This is a genomic window from Maricaulis sp., from assembly GCF_017642925.1.
Classification (GTDB): domain Bacteria; phylum Pseudomonadota; class Alphaproteobacteria; order Caulobacterales; family Maricaulaceae; genus Maricaulis.
Window position 1 is genome coordinate 23,580 of the sequence record NZ_JAEPOL010000025.1, and the last position, 22,295, is coordinate 45,874.

General features: G+C 64.4%; 16 protein-coding genes. 12 read left to right on the forward strand and 4 right to left on the reverse strand.

Translation table 11 applies throughout. The features are described from left to right. Positions 1 to 63 precede the first annotated feature (63 nt). The 3 genes from phnC (at position 64) to JJ918_RS16000 (ending at position 4,023) form a co-directional block, all read left to right on the forward strand. Positions 64 to 858 carry a phosphonate ABC transporter ATP-binding protein gene (phnC, locus tag JJ918_RS15990; protein WP_291889589.1) on the forward strand — a complete coding sequence of 265 codons (795 nt, stop codon included), beginning with the start codon at positions 64 to 66 and terminating at the stop codon, positions 856 to 858. After that, entirely contained in the window at positions 855 to 2,867 is a 2,013-nt protein-coding gene (gene phnE / locus JJ918_RS15995) for a phosphonate ABC transporter, permease protein PhnE (RefSeq protein ID WP_291889592.1), read from the forward strand. Before phnC ends, phnE begins: the two co-directional genes overlap by 4 nt. A 94-nt stretch (positions 2,868 to 2,961) precedes the next feature. Beyond that, a complete protein-coding gene (locus JJ918_RS16000; protein ID WP_291889595.1) occupies positions 2,962 to 4,023 on the forward strand; it encodes a substrate-binding domain-containing protein in 1,062 nt (353 codons plus the stop codon). 82 nt (positions 4,024 to 4,105) lie between these two features. On the opposite strand, the gene JJ918_RS16005 is transcribed toward JJ918_RS16000, so the two are convergent. Continuing rightward, a complete protein-coding gene (locus JJ918_RS16005; protein WP_367277730.1) occupies positions 4,106 to 5,173 on the reverse strand; it encodes a glycosyltransferase family 4 protein in 1,068 nt (355 codons plus the stop codon). A gap of 505 nt (positions 5,174 to 5,678) precedes the next feature. On the opposite strand from JJ918_RS16005, the gene putA reads away from it, so the two are divergent. From putA to JJ918_RS16040, 7 genes are all read left to right on the forward strand, one after another. Further along, the gene (putA, locus tag JJ918_RS16010; protein ID WP_291889599.1) at positions 5,679 to 8,804 is read left to right on the forward strand and encodes a bifunctional proline dehydrogenase/L-glutamate gamma-semialdehyde dehydrogenase PutA; all 3,126 of its coding nucleotides are present in this window, start codon (positions 5,679 to 5,681) and stop codon (positions 8,802 to 8,804) included. 286 nt (positions 8,805 to 9,090) lie between these two features. Then, a complete protein-coding gene (locus JJ918_RS16015; RefSeq protein WP_291889601.1) occupies positions 9,091 to 10,986 on the forward strand; it encodes a ribonucleoside-diphosphate reductase subunit alpha in 1,896 nt (631 codons plus the stop codon). A gap of 264 nt (positions 10,987 to 11,250) precedes the next feature. Next, positions 11,251 to 12,081, forward strand: a complete 831-nt coding sequence (locus tag JJ918_RS16020; protein ID WP_291889603.1) for a lipid A-modifier LpxR family protein — start codon at positions 11,251 to 11,253, stop codon at positions 12,079 to 12,081. A 185-nt stretch (positions 12,082 to 12,266) separates the two neighbouring features. Further along, complete coding sequence (locus tag JJ918_RS16025; RefSeq protein WP_291889605.1) at positions 12,267 to 13,301, forward strand: ribonucleotide-diphosphate reductase subunit beta; 1,035 nt, start codon at positions 12,267 to 12,269, stop codon at positions 13,299 to 13,301. Positions 13,302 to 13,386: 85 nt separating this feature from the next. Beyond that, positions 13,387 to 13,992: a hypothetical protein gene (locus tag JJ918_RS16030; protein ID WP_291889607.1), complete on the forward strand. Its 606-nt coding sequence runs from the start codon at positions 13,387 to 13,389 to the stop codon at positions 13,990 to 13,992. Between the two features lie 48 nt (positions 13,993 to 14,040). Next, positions 14,041 to 14,871: a dihydropteroate synthase gene (gene folP, locus JJ918_RS16035; RefSeq protein WP_291889609.1), complete on the forward strand. Its 831-nt coding sequence runs from the start codon at positions 14,041 to 14,043 to the stop codon at positions 14,869 to 14,871. Next, entirely contained in the window at positions 14,871 to 15,215 is a 345-nt protein-coding gene (locus JJ918_RS16040) for a multidrug efflux SMR transporter (RefSeq protein ID WP_291889611.1), read from the forward strand. Before folP ends, JJ918_RS16040 begins: the two co-directional genes overlap by 1 nt. 6 nt (positions 15,216 to 15,221) lie before the next feature. On the opposite strand, the gene JJ918_RS16045 is transcribed toward JJ918_RS16040, so the two are convergent. Further along, the gene (locus JJ918_RS16045) at positions 15,222 to 16,415 is read right to left on the reverse strand and encodes a M24 family metallopeptidase (protein ID WP_367277731.1); all 1,194 of its coding nucleotides are present in this window, start codon (positions 16,413 to 16,415) and stop codon (positions 15,222 to 15,224) included. A gap of 40 nt (positions 16,416 to 16,455) precedes the next feature. Beyond that, positions 16,456 to 17,463 (reverse strand): RluA family pseudouridine synthase, encoded by a 1,008-nt coding sequence (locus tag JJ918_RS16050; RefSeq protein ID WP_291889615.1) that lies wholly within the window; start codon positions 17,461 to 17,463, stop codon positions 16,456 to 16,458. Positions 17,464 to 17,625: 162 nt separating this feature from the next. On the opposite strand from JJ918_RS16050, the gene JJ918_RS16055 reads away from it, so the two are divergent. Beyond that, positions 17,626 to 19,977, forward strand: coding sequence for a TonB-dependent receptor (locus JJ918_RS16055; RefSeq protein WP_291889617.1), 2,352 nt, complete (start codon positions 17,626 to 17,628; stop codon positions 19,975 to 19,977). Positions 19,978 to 20,123: 146 nt separating this feature from the next. Beyond that, on the forward strand, positions 20,124 to 21,821 hold the full coding sequence (locus JJ918_RS16060; RefSeq protein WP_291889619.1) for an alkaline phosphatase: 1,698 nt from the start codon (positions 20,124 to 20,126) through the stop codon (positions 21,819 to 21,821). A gap of 59 nt (positions 21,822 to 21,880) precedes the next feature. On the opposite strand, the gene JJ918_RS16065 is transcribed toward JJ918_RS16060, so the two are convergent. After that, on the reverse strand, positions 21,881 to 22,246 hold the full coding sequence (locus JJ918_RS16065; protein WP_291889621.1) for a helix-turn-helix domain-containing protein: 366 nt from the start codon (positions 22,244 to 22,246) through the stop codon (positions 21,881 to 21,883). Positions 22,247 to 22,295: the final 49 nt, after the last annotated feature.

A 22,295-nucleotide genomic window follows, 5' to 3' on the forward strand; every position in this document is an offset into this window, starting at 1 on the left:
CCTGTCACAAAAGTGTCATGCGACTGCGCCACAAGGGCGGGGCGTACAAGGGGTGTTTTCAAGATGACAGACGCCGTGCCGGCGCTCAAAGCCGAAAATGTCCGTATGACATTCGGCGAGACCCGAGCGCTCGACGATGTCAGCCTTGCGGTTGAACCAGGTGAAATGGTGGCTCTGATCGGGCCGTCCGGATCGGGCAAGTCCACCCTCCTGCGCGTGGCAGCCGCGCTGCAACCGGCGGACAGCACGTCCGGGCCGGTTGCCGTGCTGGGCCAGACGATGCAGTCGCGCGGCAAGATTGCCTCGCGTGTCCGCAAGAACCGTGCGCGGCTGGGCTTCATCTTCCAGCAGTTCAATCTGGTCGGGCGCCTGTCGCTGTTCGGCAATGTCATGCTGGGTGCTCTCGGCCGCCTGCCGGTCTGGCGCGGCGCGCTGGGGATGTTCCCCAATTCGGTCAAGCAGGCCGCCATGGACGCGCTGGAGCGTGTCGGCATGGAAGAGTTTGCAGCCCGGCGTGCGTCCAACCTGTCCGGCGGCCAGCAACAGCGCGGCGCGATTGCCCGCGCGCTGGTGCAGGGTGCCGAGGTCCTGTTTGCCGACGAGCCGATTGCCTCGCTCGACCCGGTCTCCGCACGCAAGGTCATGGAATTGCTGCGCGAGCTGAACCAGAGCGACGGCCTGACCGTCGTCGTGACGCTGCACCAGGTCGACTATGCCCAGCGCTATTGCGACCGCACAGTTGCGCTCAACAAGGGCCGGATTGTCTATGACGGCCCGTCCAATGGCCTCGATCGGGAGAAGCTGATCGAGATCTATGGTCCCGAGTTCGAAACCGCCTTCTATGGAGGCGAGGAATGATCCGCGCGCTCTGCCAGATCCTCGTCCGGATCACGCTTGTCAGCCTCGTTCTGGGCCTGTCGGCCTGTTCCGCTCCGCAGGCCGGACCGGATGCAGCGTCCGGTGCCGACCCGGAAAGCGGCGAACGGCGCACGCTGAATTTCGGCATTATCGCCACGGAAAGCTCGTCCAACCTGGAATCCAACTGGCGCCCCTTCATCGCCGCGATGGAAGAATGGACCGGCTATGACGTCGAGCCCTTCTACGCCTCCGACTATGCCGGCATGATCCAGGCCATGCGCTATGGCTCGATCCAGGTGGCGTGGTTCTCCAACTTCTCCGGTCTGCAGGCTGTGCGCCTGGGCGGCGGCCAGGTCTTTGCCAAGGCGACCTATCCGGACGGTTCGGAAGGCTATAACTCGGTGCTCATCGTGCCGGTCGACAGTCCGATCCAGTCGGTCGAAGACGTGCTGTCCTGTGACAGATCGATCGATTTCGGCATGGGCGACCCGAATTCCACCTCCGGCTATCTTGTGCCGTCGGCCTTCATCTTCGCGCCGCGCGGTATCGATCCGGGCGAGTGTTTCAACTCGGTGCGCAACGCCAATCACGAAGCCAATGCGCTCGCTGTGGCGAACGGTCTGGTCGATGTGGCGACCAACAACACGACCAATATGACCCTGCTGGCGCGGACGCGTCCGGATATCGCCAGCCGTATCCGCGTCGTGTGGACCTCGCCGGCGATCCAGACCGACCCGATCATCTGGCGTGCGGACCTGGACGAGGAAGCCAAGCAGCGCCTGCAATACTTCTTCATGAATTACGGCCGCATGGGCACGCCGGAAGAGATCGCCGCTGCCCGCGACGTGCTGAACCCGCTCTATTTCGGTCTCTTCCTGCCGTCCTCGAACGCCCACCTCGATCCCATCGTCCAGCTGGAGATCGTGCGCGACCTGACCGAGGCACGGAATGATCCGGACCTGACCGAGGCGGAGCGGGAAGCGCGGGTGGCCGAGCTTGAACAGCGCCTAGCCGAAGTCGAAGCCGGCAATACCGGCCTGATCAGCCAGGCGAGCGCTGTGGATGGTCTCGCGGCGGCCGGCCCGGCCGAGGCGGCTGCCGGCTCGCAGATCAACTGGATAGCTTCCGGCGTGATACTGGTGCTCGTTGTGGTGCTGCTGACCCTCCTACTGTGGGCCTCTGCGCCACGCGGCCCCGGTCCGCGTGTGCCGCTGACCGAACGCGTCGCCAATGCCGTGATCGCGGCCGGTGTGGTGATCATCCTCGTCTGGAGCTTCGACAGCGCCGACATGGACCGGTCCTACCTGCTGGTCGAGAATGCCGGCGATATGGGCGAGTTCATTGCCGGCTTCTTCCCGGAAGATCTTTCGCCGGCCTCGCGCGCCAGCTACTGGCAGAACCTGACCCATGGCTTCAGCGAAGCCGTGCCGCAGATGATCATCACCGTGCAGATCGCGATCTGGGGCACATTCATCGCCGTCTTCGCCGCGATCCCGTTCGGCCTGCTGTCGGCCCGCAATGTGGCGCCGGCCTGGATCGTCCAACCGGTCCGCCGGCTTATGGATGTGTTCCGCTCGATCAACGAACTGATCATTGCGCTGGTCTTCATCGCCGCCGTCGGCCTCGGACCTCTGGCCGGTGTGATGGCGCTTGCCGTGCACACGACCGGTGTGCTGGCCAAACTGTTCTCGGAGGCCGTCGAGGCTGTCGATGACGGTCCGGTCGAGGGCGTGCGGGCGACCGGTGCCGTGCCGCTGCACGAGGTGATCTGGGCGGTGATTCCCCAAGTCGCGCCGCTGTGGACTTCCTTCGGTCTCTACCGGTTCGAGTCGAATGCGCGCTCGGCAACGGTGCTGGGCCTGATCGGCGCCGGCGGTATCGGCCAGATCCTGTTCGAAGCCGTCCGCGCCTTCGACTACCAGCGCACCGCCGCCATCGTCATTGTCATCGTCATCGCCGTCAGCGCCATCGACCTCTTGTCGCAATTGCTGCGCAAGCGCCTGGTCTAGCCGGACGGTGCCCGCTCATCGGATAGGACTTGGTTTCGTCCCAATTCGGCGCTAGGCGAAACCGCGAAAAGCCAACTACGGGGGACCCCCACCCATGTCAGCGTTCAACAAACTCACCGCGGCGCTCCTGGCGGCCGCTGTCGGCACGGCCGGCGCCTATGCCATCCAGCAGCGCGAGCAGATCCGCATCGTCGGTTCCTCCACGGTCTTCCCTTTCTCCACGGCGGTGGCCGAGAGCTTCGGCGCCAAGACCCAGTTCTCCACGCCGGTGGTCGAGTCGACCGGCTCGGGCGGCGGGTTCCGCCTGTTCTGCGCCGGTGTCGGTGCCGAGCATCCGGACATCGTGAACTCCTCGCGCCGCATGCATGCCTCCGAGTTCGAGCGCTGCCAGAACAATGGCGTGCGCGAGATCACCGAAGTGCGGATCGGCTATGACGGTATCGTCATGGGTTCGGCCAATGACGAGGTTGCCGATCTCGACCTGACGCTGACCCAGCTCTGGCTGGCGCTGGCGGCCGAGGTGCCGGCCGACGACACCTGCTCGTCCTTTGTTGCCAATCCGAACGAGCGCTGGTCGGACATCGACCCGTCCCTGCCGCGTCAGCGGATCGAGGTGTTCGGCCCGCCGCCGACCTCGGGCACGCGCGACGCCTTCGTGGAACTGGCCATGCAGGCCGGTGCCGCCGGCATCGATTGCATGTCGGACCTCGCCGATGCCGATCACGACCGCTTTGAAACCATTGCCGGCCGGATCCGCGAAGACGGCCGCTGGATCGATGCGGGCGAGAATGACAACGCGATCGTCCAGACGCTGGTCAACACGCCCGACGCGTTCGGTGTGTTCGGCTATTCCTTCCTCGACCAGAATTACGACCGTCTCTACGGCGTGACGATCGACGGCGTGGCGCCGGAATTCGACGCGATCTCCGACGGCACCTATCCGGTCTCCCGTTCTCTCTTCTTCTATGTGAAGAACCAGCACGCCGCGATCGTGCCGGGCCTGGCCGACTATGTCGCCGAGTTCACTTCGGACGCCGCCTGGGGCGAATTCGGCTATCTGACCGATCGCGGCCTGATCCCGCTCGCGGATGCTGACCGCGACGCGATCGCCAACCAGGCGCAATCGCTGGAAGCGATGACGCAGGCGCCGGAATAGAGGCAGTCACAGCGACCAAAACAATAAAAAAGCGCCGGCAAGACCGGCGCTTTTTCTTTATTCGATCGGGGCCGCCGCTGCCTCAGTACAGCGACTTCTGGCGTCGCAGGCGGCGCCAGAAGCGGCGGCGTTCCGGCTTGGGGTGCGGCGTGAGGTTTTCGACGAAGTCGATGGCGCACTGTTTCCAGGAGTGCTTTTCGGCGTGGGCCCGCGGCGCGGCACGGTCGATCTCCAGACAATCCAGGCAGGCCTGGCGCAGATCGTCATTGATGAAGCCGCCACCGGAGCCGGGGATGATGTCCTTGGGACCGTGGGCCGGGAAGGCCGCAACCGGCGTGCCGCAGGCCATCGCTTCCAGATTTACCAGGCCGAACGTGTCGGTCCAGGACGGGAAGACGAAGACGTCGGCATCGGCGAAATAGCGCGCCAGCTCCTCACCGAATTTCGGGCCCGGGAAGACCGCGTCGGGGAATTTCTGCTTCAGCTCCTCGCGCTGCGGGCCGTCGCCGACGACGACCTTGGTGCCCGGCAGGTCAAGCTTGAGGAAAGTCTCGATATTCTTTTCGACCGCGATCCGGCCGACATTCACCCAGATCGGACGCTCCAGGCCTTCATAGACATCCTCGCCATTCACGCGGCGCTTGTCCGGGTTGAACAGTTCGATATCGACGCCGCGCGCCCAGGCGGTGAGATTCTTGAAACCGCGGGCCGCGAGATCGTCGCGCATCGAGGGCGTTGTCACCATGATGCGACCCGATGCGTTGTGGAACCAGCGCATGAAGGCATAGCCCGCCGAGAGCGGGATGAAGGGGAAGCGGGCGTTGACGTATTCCGGGAATTTCGTGTGGTAGCTCGTCGTGAAGGGCAGGCCCCACTTCTTGCAGATCCCGCGCGCCGCCTGGCCCAGCGGGCCCTCAGTCGCGATATGAATCGCCTCCGGCTCGAACTCCTTGAAGCGCCGGGCGATGTCGCCGCGCGCATTGATGGCGAGCTGAATCTCAGGATAGGTGGGCAGCGGGAAGGTCTTGTAGCCGAGGCCCGGATGGATCACCTCGATCTGGTGCCCCATGGCGCGGCATTCATCGACCGTGCGCGACAGGGTGCGTACGACCCCGTTCATCTGCGGTTCCCAGGCATCCGTGACCAGCATGATCCGCTGGGGGCGTTCTTCGGTATCCTCCGCTGTGGTCTGCACCTGCGTGCCGGTTTGAGCGGTTTCGTGTTCGAGGGGCTGGCTGTTGTCGGTCATCTCGATCCGTTTTCCGGGCCGCTTTCGGGCCGATAGTGTGGCCGGTTCAACCGGGGTCCCGCCGCGTTTAGCGGAACCGGTCCGGCATGTCAGCCATTAGCATACTGGCGAAAGCGCTGGCTTGAAGGAAAGAAAGCGGTTATCCGCCGCGCGGACTGCGTCCGGTGGGCGCTCTGCTGCGCAAAATACCCTGCCGCCGCCGACCGGAATGCGGACAGGAAATTGTTCGTTGGCGGGTCGCGAACCAAGATCACGCAATGTTTGGGCGAAGTTACGGGGTCCCGGGTGTTTCGCGGTTATAAATTAGCCGCACGCGAACACAAATGACCCGCACACTTGTCTTGCCCCGACGAAAAGACCGGACCATTGTCCGGGCTGTTCACTTACTGGAGTGGGAGTTTCAGTTATGAATGTCCAGACCCGTGAAGCCCTGCGCTGGGATGATTTGGATTCGGTGAAGTTCGCCGACGAGAGCGCTGCCGTGAAGCGTCTCGCGGATGAAACGGGTCTGGATGCCGACGCTCGCAAGCGCGTTCATGACGGTGCCATCGAGCTGGTGAAGACGGCGCGTGCGACCACGCGTTCGCGCGGCCTGATGGACAGCTTCCTGCAGGAATTCGGCCTGTCCAACAAGGAAGGCCTCGCCCTGATGTGCCTGGCCGAGGCGCTGCTGCGTGTGCCGGATGCGCCGACGGCCGACCGGCTGATCGCGGAAAAGATTTCCGGCGGTGCCTGGGCCGAGCATATGGGCCGCTCCGAGAACTGGCTGGTCAATGCGTCCACGCTGGGTCTGATGCTGACGGGTTCGATCATCGACGTCGATCCGGACGCACGCCAGAATCCGGGCGATTACTGGCGCAAGATGACGGCGCGCCTTGGCGAGCCGGTGATCCGGGCGGCGGTGTTCCGCGCCATGGGGATCATGGGCGAGCAATTCGTTCTGGGCCGCAGCATTTCCGAAGGCATCAAGCGGGCCAAGAAGGGCGAGGGCGCCCTGTGCTCCTTCGACATGCTGGGCGAGGGCGCCCGCACCGCCGCCGATGCCGAGCGCTATCACAAGCGTTATATCGAGGCGATCGATGCTGTCGGCAAGGTGCGCGGCGACAAGCCGGTGGAGCTGGAACACGGCGTGTCCGTGAAGCTCTCGGCGCTGCATCCGAAATACCTGGCGGTGAAGGAAGAGCGGGTGATGGCCGAGCTCTATCCGAAACTGCTCGAACAGGCCAAGCTGGCGAAATCCTACGATATCGGCTTCTGCCTGGATGCCGAGGAGGCGGATCGCCTGGTCGTCTCGCTGAAACTGCTCGAGCGGCTGGCGCGCGAGCCGGATCTGGCCGGCTGGCAGGGGCTGGGGCTGGCGGTGCAGGCCTATCAGAAGCGCGCACGGTTCGTGATCGAGCGCCTGATCGAGCTGGGCCGCGAAACCCAACGCCGTTTCCTGGTGCGCCTGGTGAAGGGCGCCTACTGGGATACCGAGATCAAGTTCTCGCACCAGATGGGCTGGCCGGACTTCCCGGTCTGGACTACCAAGCCGGCGACGGATCTGAACTATCTCGCCTGCGCGCGGGTGATGCTGACCGCGCCGGACCAGATCTATTCCCAGTTCGCCACCCACAACGCCCACTCACTGTGTGCCGTGCGTGAAATGGCGCAGCAGGCCGGTGTGGAGCATTACGAGTTCCAGCGCCTGCACGGCATGGGCGATGCGCTCTATGCCGCCGCTGCCAAGCTTCACGAGGAACGTCCGGTGCGTATCTATGCACCGGTCGGCAGCCATGAGGACCTGCTGCCCTATCTCGTGCGCCGCCTGCTGGAGAACGGCGCCAACACATCCTTCGTGCATTCCTTCCTTGATCCGGACGTACCGGTGGAAGACGTGGCGCGCGGCCCGTTCCGCGATGCCGAGACGATCGACCGTCATGCCCGCATCTCGCTGCCCGGCGATCTTTACGGCGAGGAGCGTCCGAACTCGAAAGGACTGGACCTGGCCCAGGCGCGGGTCCGCGCCAGCCTGGCGAAGGCCTTCCGCGATTTCGAAAAGTCCGAACCGATCACGGCTGCGCCGCTGGTCAATGGCAAGCTGCTCGACGGCGCCGCCCACCAGATCATGTCGCCGGTCGATTCGGGCGAGTATGTCGGCACGGCGGTGGACGCCTCGGTCGATGATGTGAATGCCGCCTTCGAAATCGCCATTGCGGCCCAGCCGGCCTGGGATGCGCGCGGAGGCAAGGCGCGCGGCGCAATCCTGCGCGCCATGGGCGATGCGCTGGAAGCGGACATGGAACGCCTCATCGTGCTGATGGCGCGCGAGGCCGGCAAGACACTCAATGACGGCATCGCCGAAGTCCGCGAGGCGGTCGACTTCTGCCGCTATTACGCAGCCCAGGCTGAGCGCGAGTTCGATTCGGATGTCCGCCTGCCCGGACCGGCCGGCGAGACCAACCATCTGGGCCTGAAGGGCCGGGGTGTCTTCGTCTGTATCAGCCCGTGGAATTTCCCGCTGGCAATCTTCGTCGGCCAGGTCGCAGCGGCTCTGGCCGCGGGCAATGCCGTTATCGCCAAGCCCGCGGAACAGACCCCGCTTGTCGCCTTCGAGGCCGTCCGCATGTTCCAGAAGGCGGGGCTGCCGGCCAGTGTGCTGCACTTCCTGCCCGGTACGGGTGAGATCATCGGTGCGGCCCTGACCAATGACCCGCGGACGCAAGGCGTCGCCTTCACGGGCTCGACGGAAGTCGCCCGCGCGATCAACCGGTCGCTGGCCGCGCGGGAGACCGCAATCGCACCGTTGATCGCGGAGACCGGCGGTCTCAACGGCATGTTCGTGGACACCACGGCCCTGCGCGAACAGGTCGTCGACGATGCCATCATGTCGGCCTTCGGATCGGCCGGTCAGCGCTGTTCGGCGCTGCGCATCATCTTCGTGCCGGAAGACACGGCGGACGAGCTGATCGAGTCGCTGGCCGGTGCGATGGACGAGCTGCAGCTGGGCGATCCCATGGATCCCGCGACCGATGTCGGCCCGGTGATCGACAACGAACAGCGTGAACTTCTGCTGCGCCACATGGAGCGTATGGAAGCGGCCGCGAAGGTGATCAAGAAGATCGACGATGTGGAGCTTTCCGAGCGCGGCTTCTTCTTCGGGCCCGCCCTGGTCGAACTGCCCTCGCTCGACATGCTGGACCGCGAAGTGTTCGGCCCGATTCTGCACGTGGTGCGCTACAAGCGCCGCGATGTCGGTGCGATTGCGCGCGAGCTGGCAGCGAAGGGTTACGGGCTCACCTTGGGCATTCATTCGCGCCTGGCATCTTTCCACAGGCAAATTCAGTCCATCGTTCCGGCGGGCAATGTCTATGTGAACCGGAACATGGTCGGCGCCGTTGTCGGCGTGCAGCCTTTCGGCGGGGAAGGCCTGTCAGGCACGGGTCCCAAGGCCGGCGGTCCGCACTATCTGCACCGGTTTGCCGGCGAGCGGACGGTCACGATCAACATCGCGGCCCAGGGTGGCGACCCGGAATTGCTGAACCTGTCCTGATCGCCTGTATTAACGGGATTTAACCCTGTTGCGGGGCCCTCTCATCCGGTTTAATCGGGTGTGACGGGCCCCGCTGCGCATTCAGGATTTGTTAACCAAAAAATCCGCCCGCGGACCATTCTGGGCGTTGACCGACCCTTTTCATTGATCCACTATATGTTGGGTCGGCTGGTCACAGCGACACACTATACAGAGTTTCTTTCGACCTTTCGGGTTCGTTCGCTGCGCGGCGCTGTCTACCGCGCGACAGGACTTTTTTGCCTCGGGCTTGGGGAGTAATGCCATCATGTCGCCACTGGATTCGGCCACAAATCGCCAGATGGAAACCGATGTTGCCAGCACGCGTCCTGCGCGCCGCGGCAAGCCCAAATCCTCGGCCGGCGCACATCTGCGTCTGGTTGAAAGCGTCAAGATCGACCGGTCGCGCGATGCGCTGCTGACCGAGTTCGGCAAGAAGACGCTGGAAGACCGCTACCTGCTGCCGGGGGAGTCCTATCAGGACATGTTTGCGCGCGTCGCGACGGCCTATGCCGATGACGGTGAGCACGCCCAGCGTCTTTATGACTATATCTCGCGCCTGTGGTTCATGCCGGCCACGCCCGTCTTGTCCAATGGCGGCGCCGATCGCGGTCTGCCGATCTCCTGCTTCCTGAATTCGGTCGGGGATTCGCTCGACGAGATCGTCGGCACCTGGACCGAGAATGTCTGGCTCGCCTCCAATGGCGGCGGCATCGGCACCTATTGGGGCAGCGTGCGCTCGATCGGCGAGAAGATCGGCAAGAACGGCCAGACCTCGGGCATCATTCCCTTCATCCGCGTGATGGACAGCCTGACCCTGGCGATTTCCCAGGGCTCGCTGCGCCGTGGCTCTGCCGCTGTCTATCTGGATGTCCACCATCCGGAAATCGAGGAGTTCCTCGAGATCCGCAAGCCGTCGGGCGACTTCAACCGCAAGTCCCTGAACCTGCACCACGGCCTCAACATCTCCGACGCCTTCATGAACGCCGTCGCCAATGACGAGGAGTTCGAGCTGAAGTCGCCGAAGTCCGGCGAGGTGGTGAAGACGGTCAATGCCCGCAAGCTGTGGCAGAAGATCATCGAGCTGCGCCTGCAGACCGGCGAGCCCTATATCATCTTCTCCGACACGGTGAACAACGCCCTGCCGGCACACCAGCGCAAGCTGGGCCTGAAAGTGCGCCAGTCCAACCTGTGCGCCGAGATCATGCTGCCCACCGGTTTCGACCACAAGGGTAAGGAACGTACGGCCGTGTGCTGTCTCTCCTCGCTGAACGCGGCGAAATATCTGGAGTGGAAGGACGATCCGGACTTCATCGAGGACATCTATCGCTTCCTCGACAATGTCCTGCAGGACTTCATCGACCGCGCGCCGGCCGAGATGGACCGCGCCGTCTATTCCGCGATCCAGGAGCGCTCGGTCGGTCTGGGCCTGATGGGCTTCCACACCTTCCTGCAGCAGATGAATGCACCGTTCGAATCCGCGATGGCCAAGTCGTGGAACATGAAGCTGTTCAAGCATATCCGCACGGCAGCCGATGCGGCGTCGGTGAAGCTGGCCGAAGAGCGCGGGGCCTGCCCGGATGCCGAGGCGTCGGGCGTGAAGGCGCGCTTCTCGCACAAGCTGGCGATTGCGCCGACCGCGTCGATCTCGATCATCTGTGGCGGTGTGTCCGCCGGCATCGAGCCGATCCCGGCCAATGTCTACACCCACAAGACCCTGTCGGGCTCCACGACGGTGAAGAACCCGAAGCTGGAAGAAGCGCTGGAGGCCAAGGGGCTCAATACGCCGGCCGTCTGGGCTTCGATCCTCGAGCACGAAGGTTCGGTGCAGCATCTCGACGGCTTGGACGAGCATGAGAAGGCGCTGTTCCGCACTGCGTTCGAGATCGACCAGCGCTGGGTGATCGAGCACGCGGCCGACCGCACGCCCTTCGTGTGCCAGTCGCAATCGCTCAACATCTTCCTGCCGGGCGATATCGATAAGTGGGACCTGCACATGCTGCACTGGTCGGCCTGGGAGAAGGGCGTGAAGTCGCTCTACTACTGCCGCTCCAAATCGGTGCAGCGGGCGGCCTATGCCGGCTCCGAGAAAAAGTCGGAAACCGAAAAATCGATGGAAGCCGCCGCGCCGACGGATTACGAAGAGTGCCTCGCCTGCCAGTAGGCGAGCGCGACATACCGGCCGGTCCTTCGAGGGGGAGAGACCGGCCCCGGAAAGGGGATGGCGCTTCGCTGTCCCCTTTCTCATTTCGTCCCTGCCCGGGCCCGCTACTTATTACTCCCGTCAATGAACGCGCCTGCGATATTGCGCTGTGTCATGGTCTTGTGATGGACCGTCTGACGCGTGCGGGTTAACCTTTCCTCGCGTCTGGAGTGAATCGGCATGCGACTCGCGCGCCGATTGCTAATCTGGACGCAGAGGGGATGAATGATGCGACTGGGCCGGACAGCCGAGCTTGTGACAGCCGGCGCAATTGCGCTGGGCGGCATTGCCTACGTGCTCATCGAGCCAGGCGATGCCGCGAGCGAGTGGGCGTCGTCCTCCCGCATGATCCAGGATCAGTTCCGCGCCGAGGGCGAGGTCCGGCCGCTGTCGCCGGCAGCTGCCCGTGTAGCCTTGTCTGCGCTCTCCATGAATGACGACCCGTTCGGCGGCGCGCCGCTTGCCTCGCTGACATCGCAGCAGGGCGCCCGCGTCGATCTCGGCGAGGCGGGCACGCTGGAAGTGGCGATTGTCGATCCGGCCGGCGACGAACGGGCACAGCGTCTCTTCTCGCCGCGCGGAGACGGGTATTCGCCGGTCGTGATCGACCGCGGCCAGCGCGAAGCGACGGTGGCGGTCAATTATGAGCGACGCTTCGAGACCCAGGGGCAGGGCGAAGAGCTCGATGTGTCCTTTACGCCCAGAGCCGGCCTGAGCGTCGGTCCGGAGGGCTCTGCAGCCGGGGCGGGCGCAGAGGTTCGGGTCGGCCAGTATTTGCGCGGCGGCGAAGGCGAGCGGCCGCGCTGGTATGTCTTCGCCGGGGCCGACCGGCGGGCCCTGATGTACGATCCGTCCAAGGGAGTCGACTTCTCCAACGCCATGCAACTGGCCCAGCGCCAGGTCGTTGGCGATGCCCAGGCCGGTGTCGCGGTGCGGGTCGGCGAGGTGGACCTGTCGCTGGCCTATGTGCGCCGCGAGTACAAGCACGTCGCCGGCGTCACCAGTTTCGATGAGACCGAGGAGTTCGGCGCCGTCACGGTGAACTGGACCTGGTAGGGCGGTTCGGGGCCGGACACAGCGCCGCACCTGCATGAGCCAGGCATGGCGAATTGCAGGCGAATCGCGCACTCTCCACAGCCGCCTGCCGTCCAGAGCGCATCAAGCTGTAGACGTTTTGGAAAGGATAGGCACAATATCTTGTGTTCGATCCGATTCCGTTCCGCCCCATGGGAGCTGCGACCATGACCCTGTCCGCCGAGAAAGCGCCGACTCTTTTGAGCCCGAGCCTGACCTACAAGCCCTTCCGCTATCCGTGGGCCTATGACTTCTGGCAGCGTCAGCAGCAGGTTCACTGGATGCCGGAAGAAGTTCCGCTCGGCGAGGACTGCAAGGACTGGGCGACCAAGCTGACGGACAAGGAGCGCAATCTGCTGACGCAGATCTTCCGCTTCTTCACCCAGTCGGACGTCGAGGTCGGCGCCAACTACATGGAAAACTACATGCCGCTCTTCAAACCGGTTGAAGTGCGCATGATGCTGGCGGCCTTCTCCAACATGGAGACGATCCACATCGCGGCCTACGCGCTGCTGCTGGAAACCATCGGCATGCCGGACAGCGAATTCTCCGCCTTCATGGAATACCAGGAGATGGCGGCGAAGCATGATTATCTCGGCCAGTTCGGCTGCGACACCGAGAAGGACATCCTGACCTCGATGGCCGTGTTCGGCGGCTTCACCGAGGGGCTGCAGCTGTTTGCCTCCTTCGCCATGCTGATGAACTTCCCGCGCTTCAACAAGATGAAGGGGATGGGGCAGATCGTCTCCTGGTCGGTGCGCGATGAGTCGCTGCACTGTGAAGGCATGATGCGCCTCTTCCATACATTCGCGGCCGAGACCGGCGCCCTGACCCAGGGCGTGAAGGACGACATTGCCGATTGCTGCAAGACGGTGGTGAAGCTGGAAGACAAGTTCATCGAGCTGGCCTTCGAGGCGGGTGAGGTGGAAGGCATGACGCCCGAGGACATCAAGCAGTACATTCGCTACATCGCCGACTGGCGCATGAAGCAGCTCAAACTGCCGACGATCTATGGGGTCAAGGAACACCCGATCCCGTGGCTGACGGAAATCCTCAATGGCGTCGAGCACGCCAACTTCTTCGAGGCCCGCGCCACCGAATACTCCAAGGGTGCCACCAAGGGCGCCTGGCACGGCGATAACGGCGTGTGGGAGATGTTCGACAAGATGAAGAAGAAGGATGACAGCGTCCCGGCGGAGTAGGGCACGCTCGCTCTCGCTTTCCGGGGTTCCATCGCCCGAGGTTTCGACGTAAAGTTGCGTGCGTTGCGCTTTTGCGGAGGGATCCATGGGCACTCAAAGGCATGCGGCCGTCGCTGTTGCGGCCGTGGTCGCAGTCTCGCTCGTGGCGGGTGCAAGCCGGCGCGCACCAGCCGGCGAGCCAGGTCATGCGCTGATCAAGATCGACATGAGCGCCGCGGACTGCGGAACTCATAACGCCGTTGGGCTGAGCATCGAGCGGTTCGTCGAGCTGCCGGCATCTGGGCCGCTCATTCTGGACGCCGGCCTCGTGCAGGAAGGCGTCAACGTGCCGGCCGGGGGAGAGCTGCTCAATCCGCTCCTCGACGAGCTCAGGATCCCGATCCTGGCTGACTTTGTCACCATTGTGAGCGGCGAAGTTCCCGATGCACCTGCCATGCTCAGCCTGGTTCCGGGCGAGGGCGGCGAATGGCACGGTCAGATCTCGGCACAGCTGGGCGCGTCTGCCGGGGAATGGAAGATATCCACCGCCGGCACAGAAGATGACCTGGTCACCAATCCGGAGAATTACTGGCGGTTTGATGTGTCCCTCGATCGCCGTCCCTTCTGGCAACGCTGGCTGCAGCTTGGCGAGGCTGATTACAGCTCTGTCGCCAATGAGGGTGGCGGTGCGTGCCCCGAAATGAATAGCTGACCAATCAGTCCGCTTGCCAAGCCTGACGGCGGGGACTAGCTAGCGGTCATGCCGAAGTTCCGCACCCGCCGAAATTCTGACATCCCCTTTGTCATGGGCGTGCTCAATGTCACGCCCGACAGCTTTTCCGATGGCGGGCAGTGGATCGACCAGGATGCCGCGGTGCGCCGCGCCCTGGAAATGCTGAAGAACGGTGCCGATGTGATCGATATCGGTGGCGAATCGACCCGGCCGGGTGCCGATCCGGTGCCCGAGGCCGAGGAGTTGCGGCGCGTTGTTCCGGTCATCAAGGCGCTGCGCGACGAAACGGCGGCAAGGATCTCTATCGACACCTTCAAGCCCTCTGTCGCGCGTGCCGCGATCGAGGCCGGTGCGGATATCTGGAACGATGTCATGGCGCTGCGCTATGAGGGCGCGGTGGAAACGGCGGCCAAACTGGGCGTGCCGGTGATCCTGATGCACATGTCCGGCACGCCTCAGGACATGCAGAAAAATCCGCAGTATGACGATGTCGTCTCCGAGGTCTGCGACTTCCTGACCGAGCGCGCCGATATCGCCATGGCGGCCGGGGTAAGTGCGGACAGTATCTGGCTCGATCCGGGCATCGGTTTCGGCAAGTCTCTGGATCACAATCTGGCCCTCATGCACGACCTCGATGAGGTGATCGGTCTGGGCTATCCGGTCCTGTTCGGCGCCTCACGCAAGCGCTTCATCGCGGCGATCGACGAAGGCGCTGCCGAAATGGAACGGCTGGGTGGCTCGCTCGCTGCGGCCCTGCGTGCCGCCCAGGCCGGTGCGGCAATGGTGCGTGTGCACGATGTGCGCATGACGGTGCAGGCACTGAAGGTCCAGGCCGCCATTCGCAAGGGACGTTCGTGATGATGGCGCTGTTCGGTCCGTGGACCCTGCTCGTGCTCGGCGGAATCCTGGAAATGGTCTGGGCGCTGGGTTTCAAATATGTCGGCCGTGACGCGCCCTGGTGGCAGCAGGGCGGCGTCGTGCTGGCGCTGATCGGATCGATGACGCTGCTCTTCCTGGCGATGAAGCAATTGCCCGCCGGCACGGCCTATGCCGTGTGGACGGGAATCGGCGCCCTGGGCGTTGCAACGCTCGGCATCCTGGTCTTCAAGGAACCGGCGACGCTGGCCCGTATCGTCTTTCTGGCACTGATCCTGATCGGCATTATCGGGCTGAAGGCAACCAGCGGCTCCAGCGCCGGCTGACCGGTCTCAACCGAAGGGGTCGTCGATCGACTTCGAGGGCTCGGTGAACCAGCGCGGGCCGTCGTCGGTCATGTAGAAATGATCTTCCAGCCGGATGCCGAATTCGCCGGGCACGCAAATCATCGGCTCGTTCGAGAAACACATGCCGGGCGCCAGCGGTGTCGTGTCGCCACCGACGAGATAGGGCCCTTCATGGATGTCCAGCCCGATGCCGTGGCCGGTGCGGTGCGGGATGCCGGGCAGGGCATAGCCCGGGCCCAGGCCGCGGCGTTCGGCCTCGGCGCGTCCGGCCGCGTCGACATCGGCACAAGGCGTGCCGATCCGGGCGGCGTCGAAGGCGGCCAGCTGACAGGCCTTCTCGGCGTTCCAGATATCGCGCTGCCGGTCCGTCGGCGTGCCGAAGACATAGGAGCGGGTGATGTCGGACTGATAGCCATGCATGGCGCAGCCGGTATCGATCAGCACCATGTCGCCCTCATCCAGCGCTTTCGGTCGCGCCACCCCGTGCGGGAAGGCGGTGTCCTGCCCGAACAGCACGATGCAGAAGGTCGAGCCGCCGGGCGCGCCGATCTTCTTGTGGGCGGCATGAATGAACTCGGTCACTTCGGCGGTCGAGATGCCGGCGCGCAGGATGCGGGCGGCGGCCTTGTGGACCTCGATCGTTGCCGTCTTCGTGGCCTGCATCAGCGCCAGCTCGTCCGCGTCCTTGCGGGCACGGGCGCCCAGGACGATCCCGGCCGCATCCGCCGTCGGGCCGGTCCAGGCCCCGTTGAGGGCGTTGGCGGTGATCAGCGGCGTATCGGGTGACAGCGCGAGCGTTGCGTTCGGCCGGCCGAGCGAGGCGACGAGGGCGAAGGGATCTTCATGCTCTTCCCAGACGGCCAGCGGCGCATCGAGGCGCAGATAGCTTTCCAGCGTGCCGGTCTCGAAGGCCGGTCCGACATAGGTTAGCCCGGCGTCCACGCTGACGAGGGCGCCGACCAGCCGCTCCGTCGCCGGCCAGCGCAGCCCAGTATAATAGGTGAGATTAGAACCGGCATTCAGCCAGATTGCGCCGATCCCGGCATCCCGCATCCGCCCGCGCAGCCCGTCCAGCCGCCGGCGGAAGCTCGCCTCGGGGATCGGCTTGCAATGCCCCAGCATGTCGCTCAGGCGCGAGAGTTCCGTCGCAGCGTCGGATCCACCCACTCCGCGTGTCATCAGCATTTCGGCCATCATCTCCTCCTGAACAATTCTGCGGCTAGAGCCGCTCGAGAAACTTCTCCAGCCGTTCCATGTCTTTCGGCAGCTCGCTTTCAAACCGCATGTCTTCGCCGGTCACGGGGTGTTCGAAACCCAGAATGGCGGCGTGCAGGGCCTGGCGGCGGAAATCCTTCAGCTCGCGGCCATTGTCCGAGATCGCCAGGATATTGCCGCGCTTGTTGCCATAGACCGGATCGCCCAGCAGCGGACAGCCGATATGGGCCATGTGGACCCGGATCTGGTGCGTACGGCCGGTTTCCAGGCGGCATTCCACCTTGGCGGCCAGCCCGGTGCCGATCGCGGCGCCCGGCGCTTGGCCGTAGCGGGCGAGGGTGGCGTAATTGGTGATCGCATGCTTGCCGGCTTCGCTGTGCGGATCCCGGGGCACGACGAATTTCTTGCGGTCCTGCGGCGAGCGGGCGATGCGGGTCTCGATCCGGCCGGCCTTGGGCGAGGGGGCGTTGCGGGTGAAGGCGATATAGGCGCGTTCGACCGTGTGCGCGGCAAACTGCGCGGCCAGGCCCTGGTGTGCGGCATCCGACTTTGCGACGACCATCACGCCGGACGTGTCCTTGTCCAGCCGGTGCACGATGCCCGGACGCTCCACCCCGCCAATGCCGGACAGTGAGCCGGCGCAGTGATGCAGGAGGCCGTGCACCAGCGTGCCGGTCCAGTTGCCTGCAGCGGGATGGACGGCCAGCCCGGCAGGCTTGAGCAGGACGATCAGGTCGTCATCCTCGTGCAGCACGTCGAGATCCATCTTCTCGGGCACGGGCTCGGCCGCCCGCGGCGCCGGGACCTCCAGGGCATAGATCGAGCCGGCAGCGATCTTGGCAGACGGGTCGTTCAGGACCGTACCGTCAACCCGAAGCTGACCCTGTTCGATCAGCGCTTTCAGGCGCGAGCGCGACAGGGTTTCGATCTGGCCGGCCAGCCAGCGGTCGAGGCGTTCGCCGGCGGCATCGGCGTCGGCAGTGAGTTCGGTGAGCTGGGCTGTTCCGGTCATGGGCGGATCGTCCTCCAGGCGATGCAGGAATGCAACGCGCGGCTGAATGCTGCAGCGCGTCATCTACCTGTCACGGCTCTGTCGGCAAAGCGTCATGGCCACTTTCTAGACAGGCGCATCGGATCGCGACCGGAGGGGTCGCGTAACTGCAAGGACTTAGCCATGACGTTGAAAGCGCGCCTGATGGCGGCCGCGGCGATTGCTGCGCCCCTGTTTTTCGCACCCGCAGCGATTGCCCAGGACGACAACACGGTGGATGTGATCACGGTCACCACCCAGTTCCGCGAACAGTCTGTCGCCGACGTGCCGATCAATGTCAGCGCCTTCGACGAGGGCCTGCTGGAGGATCTCGCCATTGCCGACTTCGAGGACCTGGCTGCTTTCACGCCGGGCCTGATCGTGCAGGAACAGTCGCCGAACAATACCGGCTACTCGATCCGCGGCATCACGACCGATAGTGGCGAGGCCACGTCGGAAACCCGCGTGGCCGTGTTCCGCGACGGTGTGTCGATCACGCGTTCGCGCGGCTCCTATATCGAGCTGTTCGACATCGAGCGTATCGAGGTGGCCAAGGGCCCGCAGCCGACCCTGTTCGGCCGTGGCGCACTGATCGGCGGCATCAACATCATTCAGAACAAGGCTGAGGACGAGAATTCCGGCTCGTTCGAAATGGGCTTCGGCAATGAGGGCCAGGTCGAGGCGCGCGGCCACTATAATTTCCGTCTCGCCGACGGTTATGGCCTGCGTATCTCCGGCGTGTCGCGCGAACGCGACGGCTATATCGCGAACACCGAAGGCGGCGACCTGCAGGGCCGCGACACCCAGGCCGTGCGTCTGGTGCTGTCCGGCACGCCGAATGACGTCTTCTCCTTCGACCTGATCGCCAATTATCAGCAGGACACCCCTCCGGGCACCTCGTTCAAGTCCGGCACGCTGCCGGCTGTGGGCGGCGATACCGATCCGTTCACCGCGGCCTCGCTGAACACGTTCGGCGGTTTCGAGGGCGGTGCCGAGCTGGGCCTGGACCGCGAAGTGCGCGAGCTGACCTTCCTGGCCGATTTCCAGCTGTCCGACGCCTGGACGCTGAACGCGATCACCGGCTGGCGTGATTTCGACTCCGTCGAGATATTCGATCCGGACGGCATGGCGCTGCCCTTCCTCGTCATCGCCGAAGACGCGACCGGCGAGCAGTTCAGCCAGGAATTCCGCCTGTCCTATGATGCCGGCGGCGCCTGGACGGGGTCGCTCGGTGCCCTCTACTTCCACGAGGAAGGCGAGCAGCGCATTCCGATCGGCATGAATGAGGCCGTCGCCCAGGCGATCCTCGCACCGACCCTGGCTGCCGGTTTCGGCGCCACCGTGGCGCAGCTCGAAGGCCTCCTGGCGCTCAACGGCTTCCCTGGTGTCGATCTGGACAACCCGCTCAACCCCTTCCCCTATTCGGTGGCAGCCCTGCTGCAACAGCAACAGCTGGTGCCGCTGCGCGACTTCTACCTGGAAGAGGGTTCCAACTCCGGCGAGACGACGTCCTTCGACATCTTCGCCGACACGTCCTACGCCGTGACCGACCGTCTGACCCTCACCGCCGGCCTGCGCTGGACCTATGAGGACAAGACCTCGTCGGGTTATGGCCGCAATATCAACGGCCCGAACTTCGTGACCTTCGCCAACACGCTGGTGACGCCCTACACGCCGAATGGCGAAACGGTCAGCCAGTCTGGCGAGTTCGACGACTTCACCTGGCGTTTCGCGGCCTCCTACGCCGTCAACGACATGCTGAACACCTGGATCAGCTATGCTCGCGGCCGCCGCCCGGACGTGATCTCGGTCGATACCGACAGCCCGACCTTCTTCTCGGAAGCTCCGGCAGAAATCATCGACTCGGTCGAAGCCGGCGCCTTCTGGACCTTCTCGCGCGGCACGCTGTCCGGCTCGGTCTTCTATTCGGAATACGAGAACTTCCAGACCACCCGTTTTGATCCGGGCACGGTCAGCTTCGTCACCGACAATGCGGGCAATGCCACGCAGTACGGTGCCGAGCTGCAGGGCCAGTTCGACATCACCGACCGGGCCGAGCTGTTCGCCAGCTATGCCTACAATTCGGCGACTTTCGACGACACCGACTCGAACGGCAATGCGCTGGAGCTGGCGGGCAATACCTTCCGCTATGCCCCGGAACACACGCTCGCTCTGGGTCTGAACTGGGAAGTGGCGGCCGGAAACTGGGGTTCGCTGCGCTTCCTGCCGACCTATAGCTGGCAGTCGAAAATCTACTTCGACAACGATAATGACCGCTTTGGCGGCATCCTGCACCAGGACGCCTATGGCCTGCTCAATGCGCGCCTGCGCTACGAGAATGCCGACGAACGCTTCCACGTCGAGCTCTACGGCACCAACCTGACCGACGAGGAATACCTGATCGACGCCGGCAATACCGGCGGCAGCTTCGGCATGCCGACCTTCATCGCCGGTTCGCCGATGCTCTACGGCATCCGCGGCGGCGTCGAATTCTAATTCCCCAGGGGGCTGGGGCGGGTGGCGCGCCGGGCGGGGAGCCCGGTGTGCCACCTTCGTTTATGAGCGTAGTGAACCCGTCGCGAAATTGCGCTAATGATCGGTGTTAACCGCCGGTCTGCGCGCGGAAGTCTGGGGGGAGACCCATGAGCAAGATGAAGCTGACACGCCGTACCGCCCTGATCGGTGCCGCCGGTGCGGGCCTAGCCGTAAGCGCCTGCTCGAGCGGGTCGGAACGATTCGAACCGCGTGCCGAGGGACATTTCCGGCATGGCGTGGCGTCGGGGGATCCGGACACGAACAGCATCATGCTCTGGACCGCACTGAGCGACGATGCCGGCGGCTGGCGCGGGGTCGAGGTCGCGCGCGACGAGGCCTTTGACGACGTGGTGTTCCAACAGGGCGAAGAGATCACCTATATCCAGCCGCAAGCGCTGGGCACGCTGAAAATCCTGGCGACGGGCCTGCAGCCGGGCGAGCGGTATTTCTACCGCTTCCGCCTCAACGAGACCTATTCTCCCGTTGGCGTCACCCGCACCCTGCCCGAAGGCGCGGTCGAGCAATTCCGGATCGGTGTCTTCTCCTGCTCAAACTTTCCGGCCGGGCATTTCAACGTCTATCGCGAGGCGGCGGAGAATGGCGAGCTGGATCTCGTCCTGCACCTGGGCGACTACATCTACGAATACGCGATGGGCGAGTATGCGACCGGCGACGCCGAGGCGCTGAATCGTGTGCCCGATCCGGTGCACGAGATCGTGTCGCATGCCGACTATGTCGCGCGGCACGCCCAGTACAAGTCCGACCCGGACCTGCAGGCGCTGCATGCGGCGGCGCCCTGGATCATGAGCTGGGACGATCACGAGACGGCGAACAATTCCTGGACCGGCGGCGCCCAGAACCACAATGACGGCGAGGGGCGCTGGGAAGACCGGCGCGAGGCCGCGCTGCGGGCCTGGTATGACTGGACGCCCTCGCGGGAGCCGGAAGATCTGCGCAATCGCTATGGCGTCTACGAGATCGGCAATCTGGCGACGCTGTGCCTGATCGAGAGCCGTCTGTCGGCACGCGACCAGGAGATCCTGAACGAGACGTTCCCGGTCGCCTCGGATGCCGATATCGAGGATCCCGAAGTCGTGGCCGCCGTCGATGCGTGGAAGCGCGATGTTGTCGGGGCCGAGGATCGCGAGCTGATCGGCGCGGCCCAGATCGCCGGCATCCGCGAAGCCTGCGCGGCCTCTATCGCCGCGGGCAAGCCGTGGCGCATCCTGGCCAACCAGGTGATCATGAGCCGGGTGAATTTCCCGAATTTCGCCGAGGAAATGCCGGGATGGCTGCGCTGGTGGGCGACGCGGGACAGCGAGTTCGCCCGCAATTTCATCATGCGCACGCGGTTCGAAATCCCGTTCAATCTGGATATGTGGGATGGTTATCCGGCCGAGCGCGAGCGTCTGTTTGCAGCCCTTCGCGAGGCCGATGCCGACGTCATCACGCTGACCGGCGATGTGCACTCCTTCTGGGCCAACGAGCTGACGGATGCGCAGGGCAATCTTGTCGGGACGGAGTTCGTCGGCTCGTCAGTGACCTCACCGGCGCCTTTCTCCAGCTTCGCTGCGCCCGGTGTCGACTATGGCCAGATGATGCGTGACGCCAATCCCGATGTTGCCCACTGCAACATGGTCGATCATGGCTATATCCGCCTGACCCTGACGCCCGGCGAGGCACAGGCCGACTATGTCACCGTGTCGACCATCCTGCAGCGCGACTACCGGGCCGGACTGGACAGCCAGTGGCGTATCGGCCGCCCGTCAAACGGCAGCGTTCCGCGTGTCGAGCGGCTGGGCTAGAGCATTTTCAGCGAAAGCGGGCACCGGTTTCGCGGTTCGAAAATGCGGCCGCGGAAGCACTAACTTGTTGCGCAGGCGTTGGCGGACCGTTTCAGACGGGTGCCCACGTCGACGATGGCCTCGATCACCGGCAGCAACTCGCGGCCGAGCTCGGTCAGTGCGTATTCGACGCTGGGCGGCGAGGTCGGCTGCACGGTGCGCACCACCACGCCCTTCCTGCCGAGCTCCTTCAGGCGTGCAGAAAGTACCTTGGCCGAGATTGGCGGGATGTCGGCCTCCAGTTCGGAGAAGCGGCGCGGACCGCCGGCGAGGTGCCAGATCACATAGGGCGTCCAGGCCCCGCCGAGCAGTTGCATGCACTCGTTCACGGGGCAGTGCGTGCCGTCATCGAGGGGCCGGGATGTGTTGCGGCGGCGTTTCAGCATGCTGGGGCTCCGGAAAGCTGCTTACCGCGGGGATAGTACAAAACGCCGC

What these genes read in the sequence shown, in the direction of transcription:
- JJ918_RS16030 (WP_291889607.1), top strand. Translation starts at nt 13,387, where the DNA reads ATGGGCACTCAAAGGCATGCGGCCGTCGCTGTTGCGGCCGTGGTCGCA.
- JJ918_RS16060 (WP_291889619.1), top strand. Translation starts at nt 20,124, where the DNA reads ATGAGCAAGATGAAGCTGACACGCCGTACCGCCCTGATCGGTGCCGCC.
- JJ918_RS16045 (WP_367277731.1), bottom strand. Translation starts at nt 16,415, where the DNA reads ATGACACGCGGAGTGGGTGGATCCGACGCTGCGACGGAACTCTCGCGC.
- JJ918_RS16020 (WP_291889603.1), top strand. Translation starts at nt 11,251, where the DNA reads ATGATGCGACTGGGCCGGACAGCCGAGCTTGTGACAGCCGGCGCAATT.
- JJ918_RS16000 (WP_291889595.1), top strand. Translation starts at nt 2,962, where the DNA reads ATGTCAGCGTTCAACAAACTCACCGCGGCGCTCCTGGCGGCCGCTGTC.
- folP (WP_291889609.1), top strand. Translation starts at nt 14,041, where the DNA reads ATGCCGAAGTTCCGCACCCGCCGAAATTCTGACATCCCCTTTGTCATG.
- JJ918_RS16005 (WP_367277730.1), bottom strand. Translation starts at nt 5,173, where the DNA reads ATGCTGGTCACGGATGCCTGGGAACCGCAGATGAACGGGGTCGTACGC.
- JJ918_RS16055 (WP_291889617.1), top strand. Translation starts at nt 17,626, where the DNA reads ATGACGTTGAAAGCGCGCCTGATGGCGGCCGCGGCGATTGCTGCGCCC.
- JJ918_RS16040 (WP_291889611.1), top strand. Translation starts at nt 14,871, where the DNA reads ATGATGGCGCTGTTCGGTCCGTGGACCCTGCTCGTGCTCGGCGGAATC.
- JJ918_RS16065 (WP_291889621.1), bottom strand. Translation starts at nt 22,246, where the DNA reads ATGCTGAAACGCCGCCGCAACACATCCCGGCCCCTCGATGACGGCACG.
- phnE (WP_291889592.1), top strand. Translation starts at nt 855, where the DNA reads ATGATCCGCGCGCTCTGCCAGATCCTCGTCCGGATCACGCTTGTCAGC.
- phnC (WP_291889589.1), top strand. Translation starts at nt 64, where the DNA reads ATGACAGACGCCGTGCCGGCGCTCAAAGCCGAAAATGTCCGTATGACA.
- JJ918_RS16050 (WP_291889615.1), bottom strand. Translation starts at nt 17,463, where the DNA reads ATGACCGGAACAGCCCAGCTCACCGAACTCACTGCCGACGCCGATGCC.
- JJ918_RS16025 (WP_291889605.1), top strand. Translation starts at nt 12,267, where the DNA reads ATGACCCTGTCCGCCGAGAAAGCGCCGACTCTTTTGAGCCCGAGCCTG.
- putA (WP_291889599.1), top strand. Translation starts at nt 5,679, where the DNA reads ATGAATGTCCAGACCCGTGAAGCCCTGCGCTGGGATGATTTGGATTCG.
- JJ918_RS16015 (WP_291889601.1), top strand. Translation starts at nt 9,091, where the DNA reads ATGTCGCCACTGGATTCGGCCACAAATCGCCAGATGGAAACCGATGTT.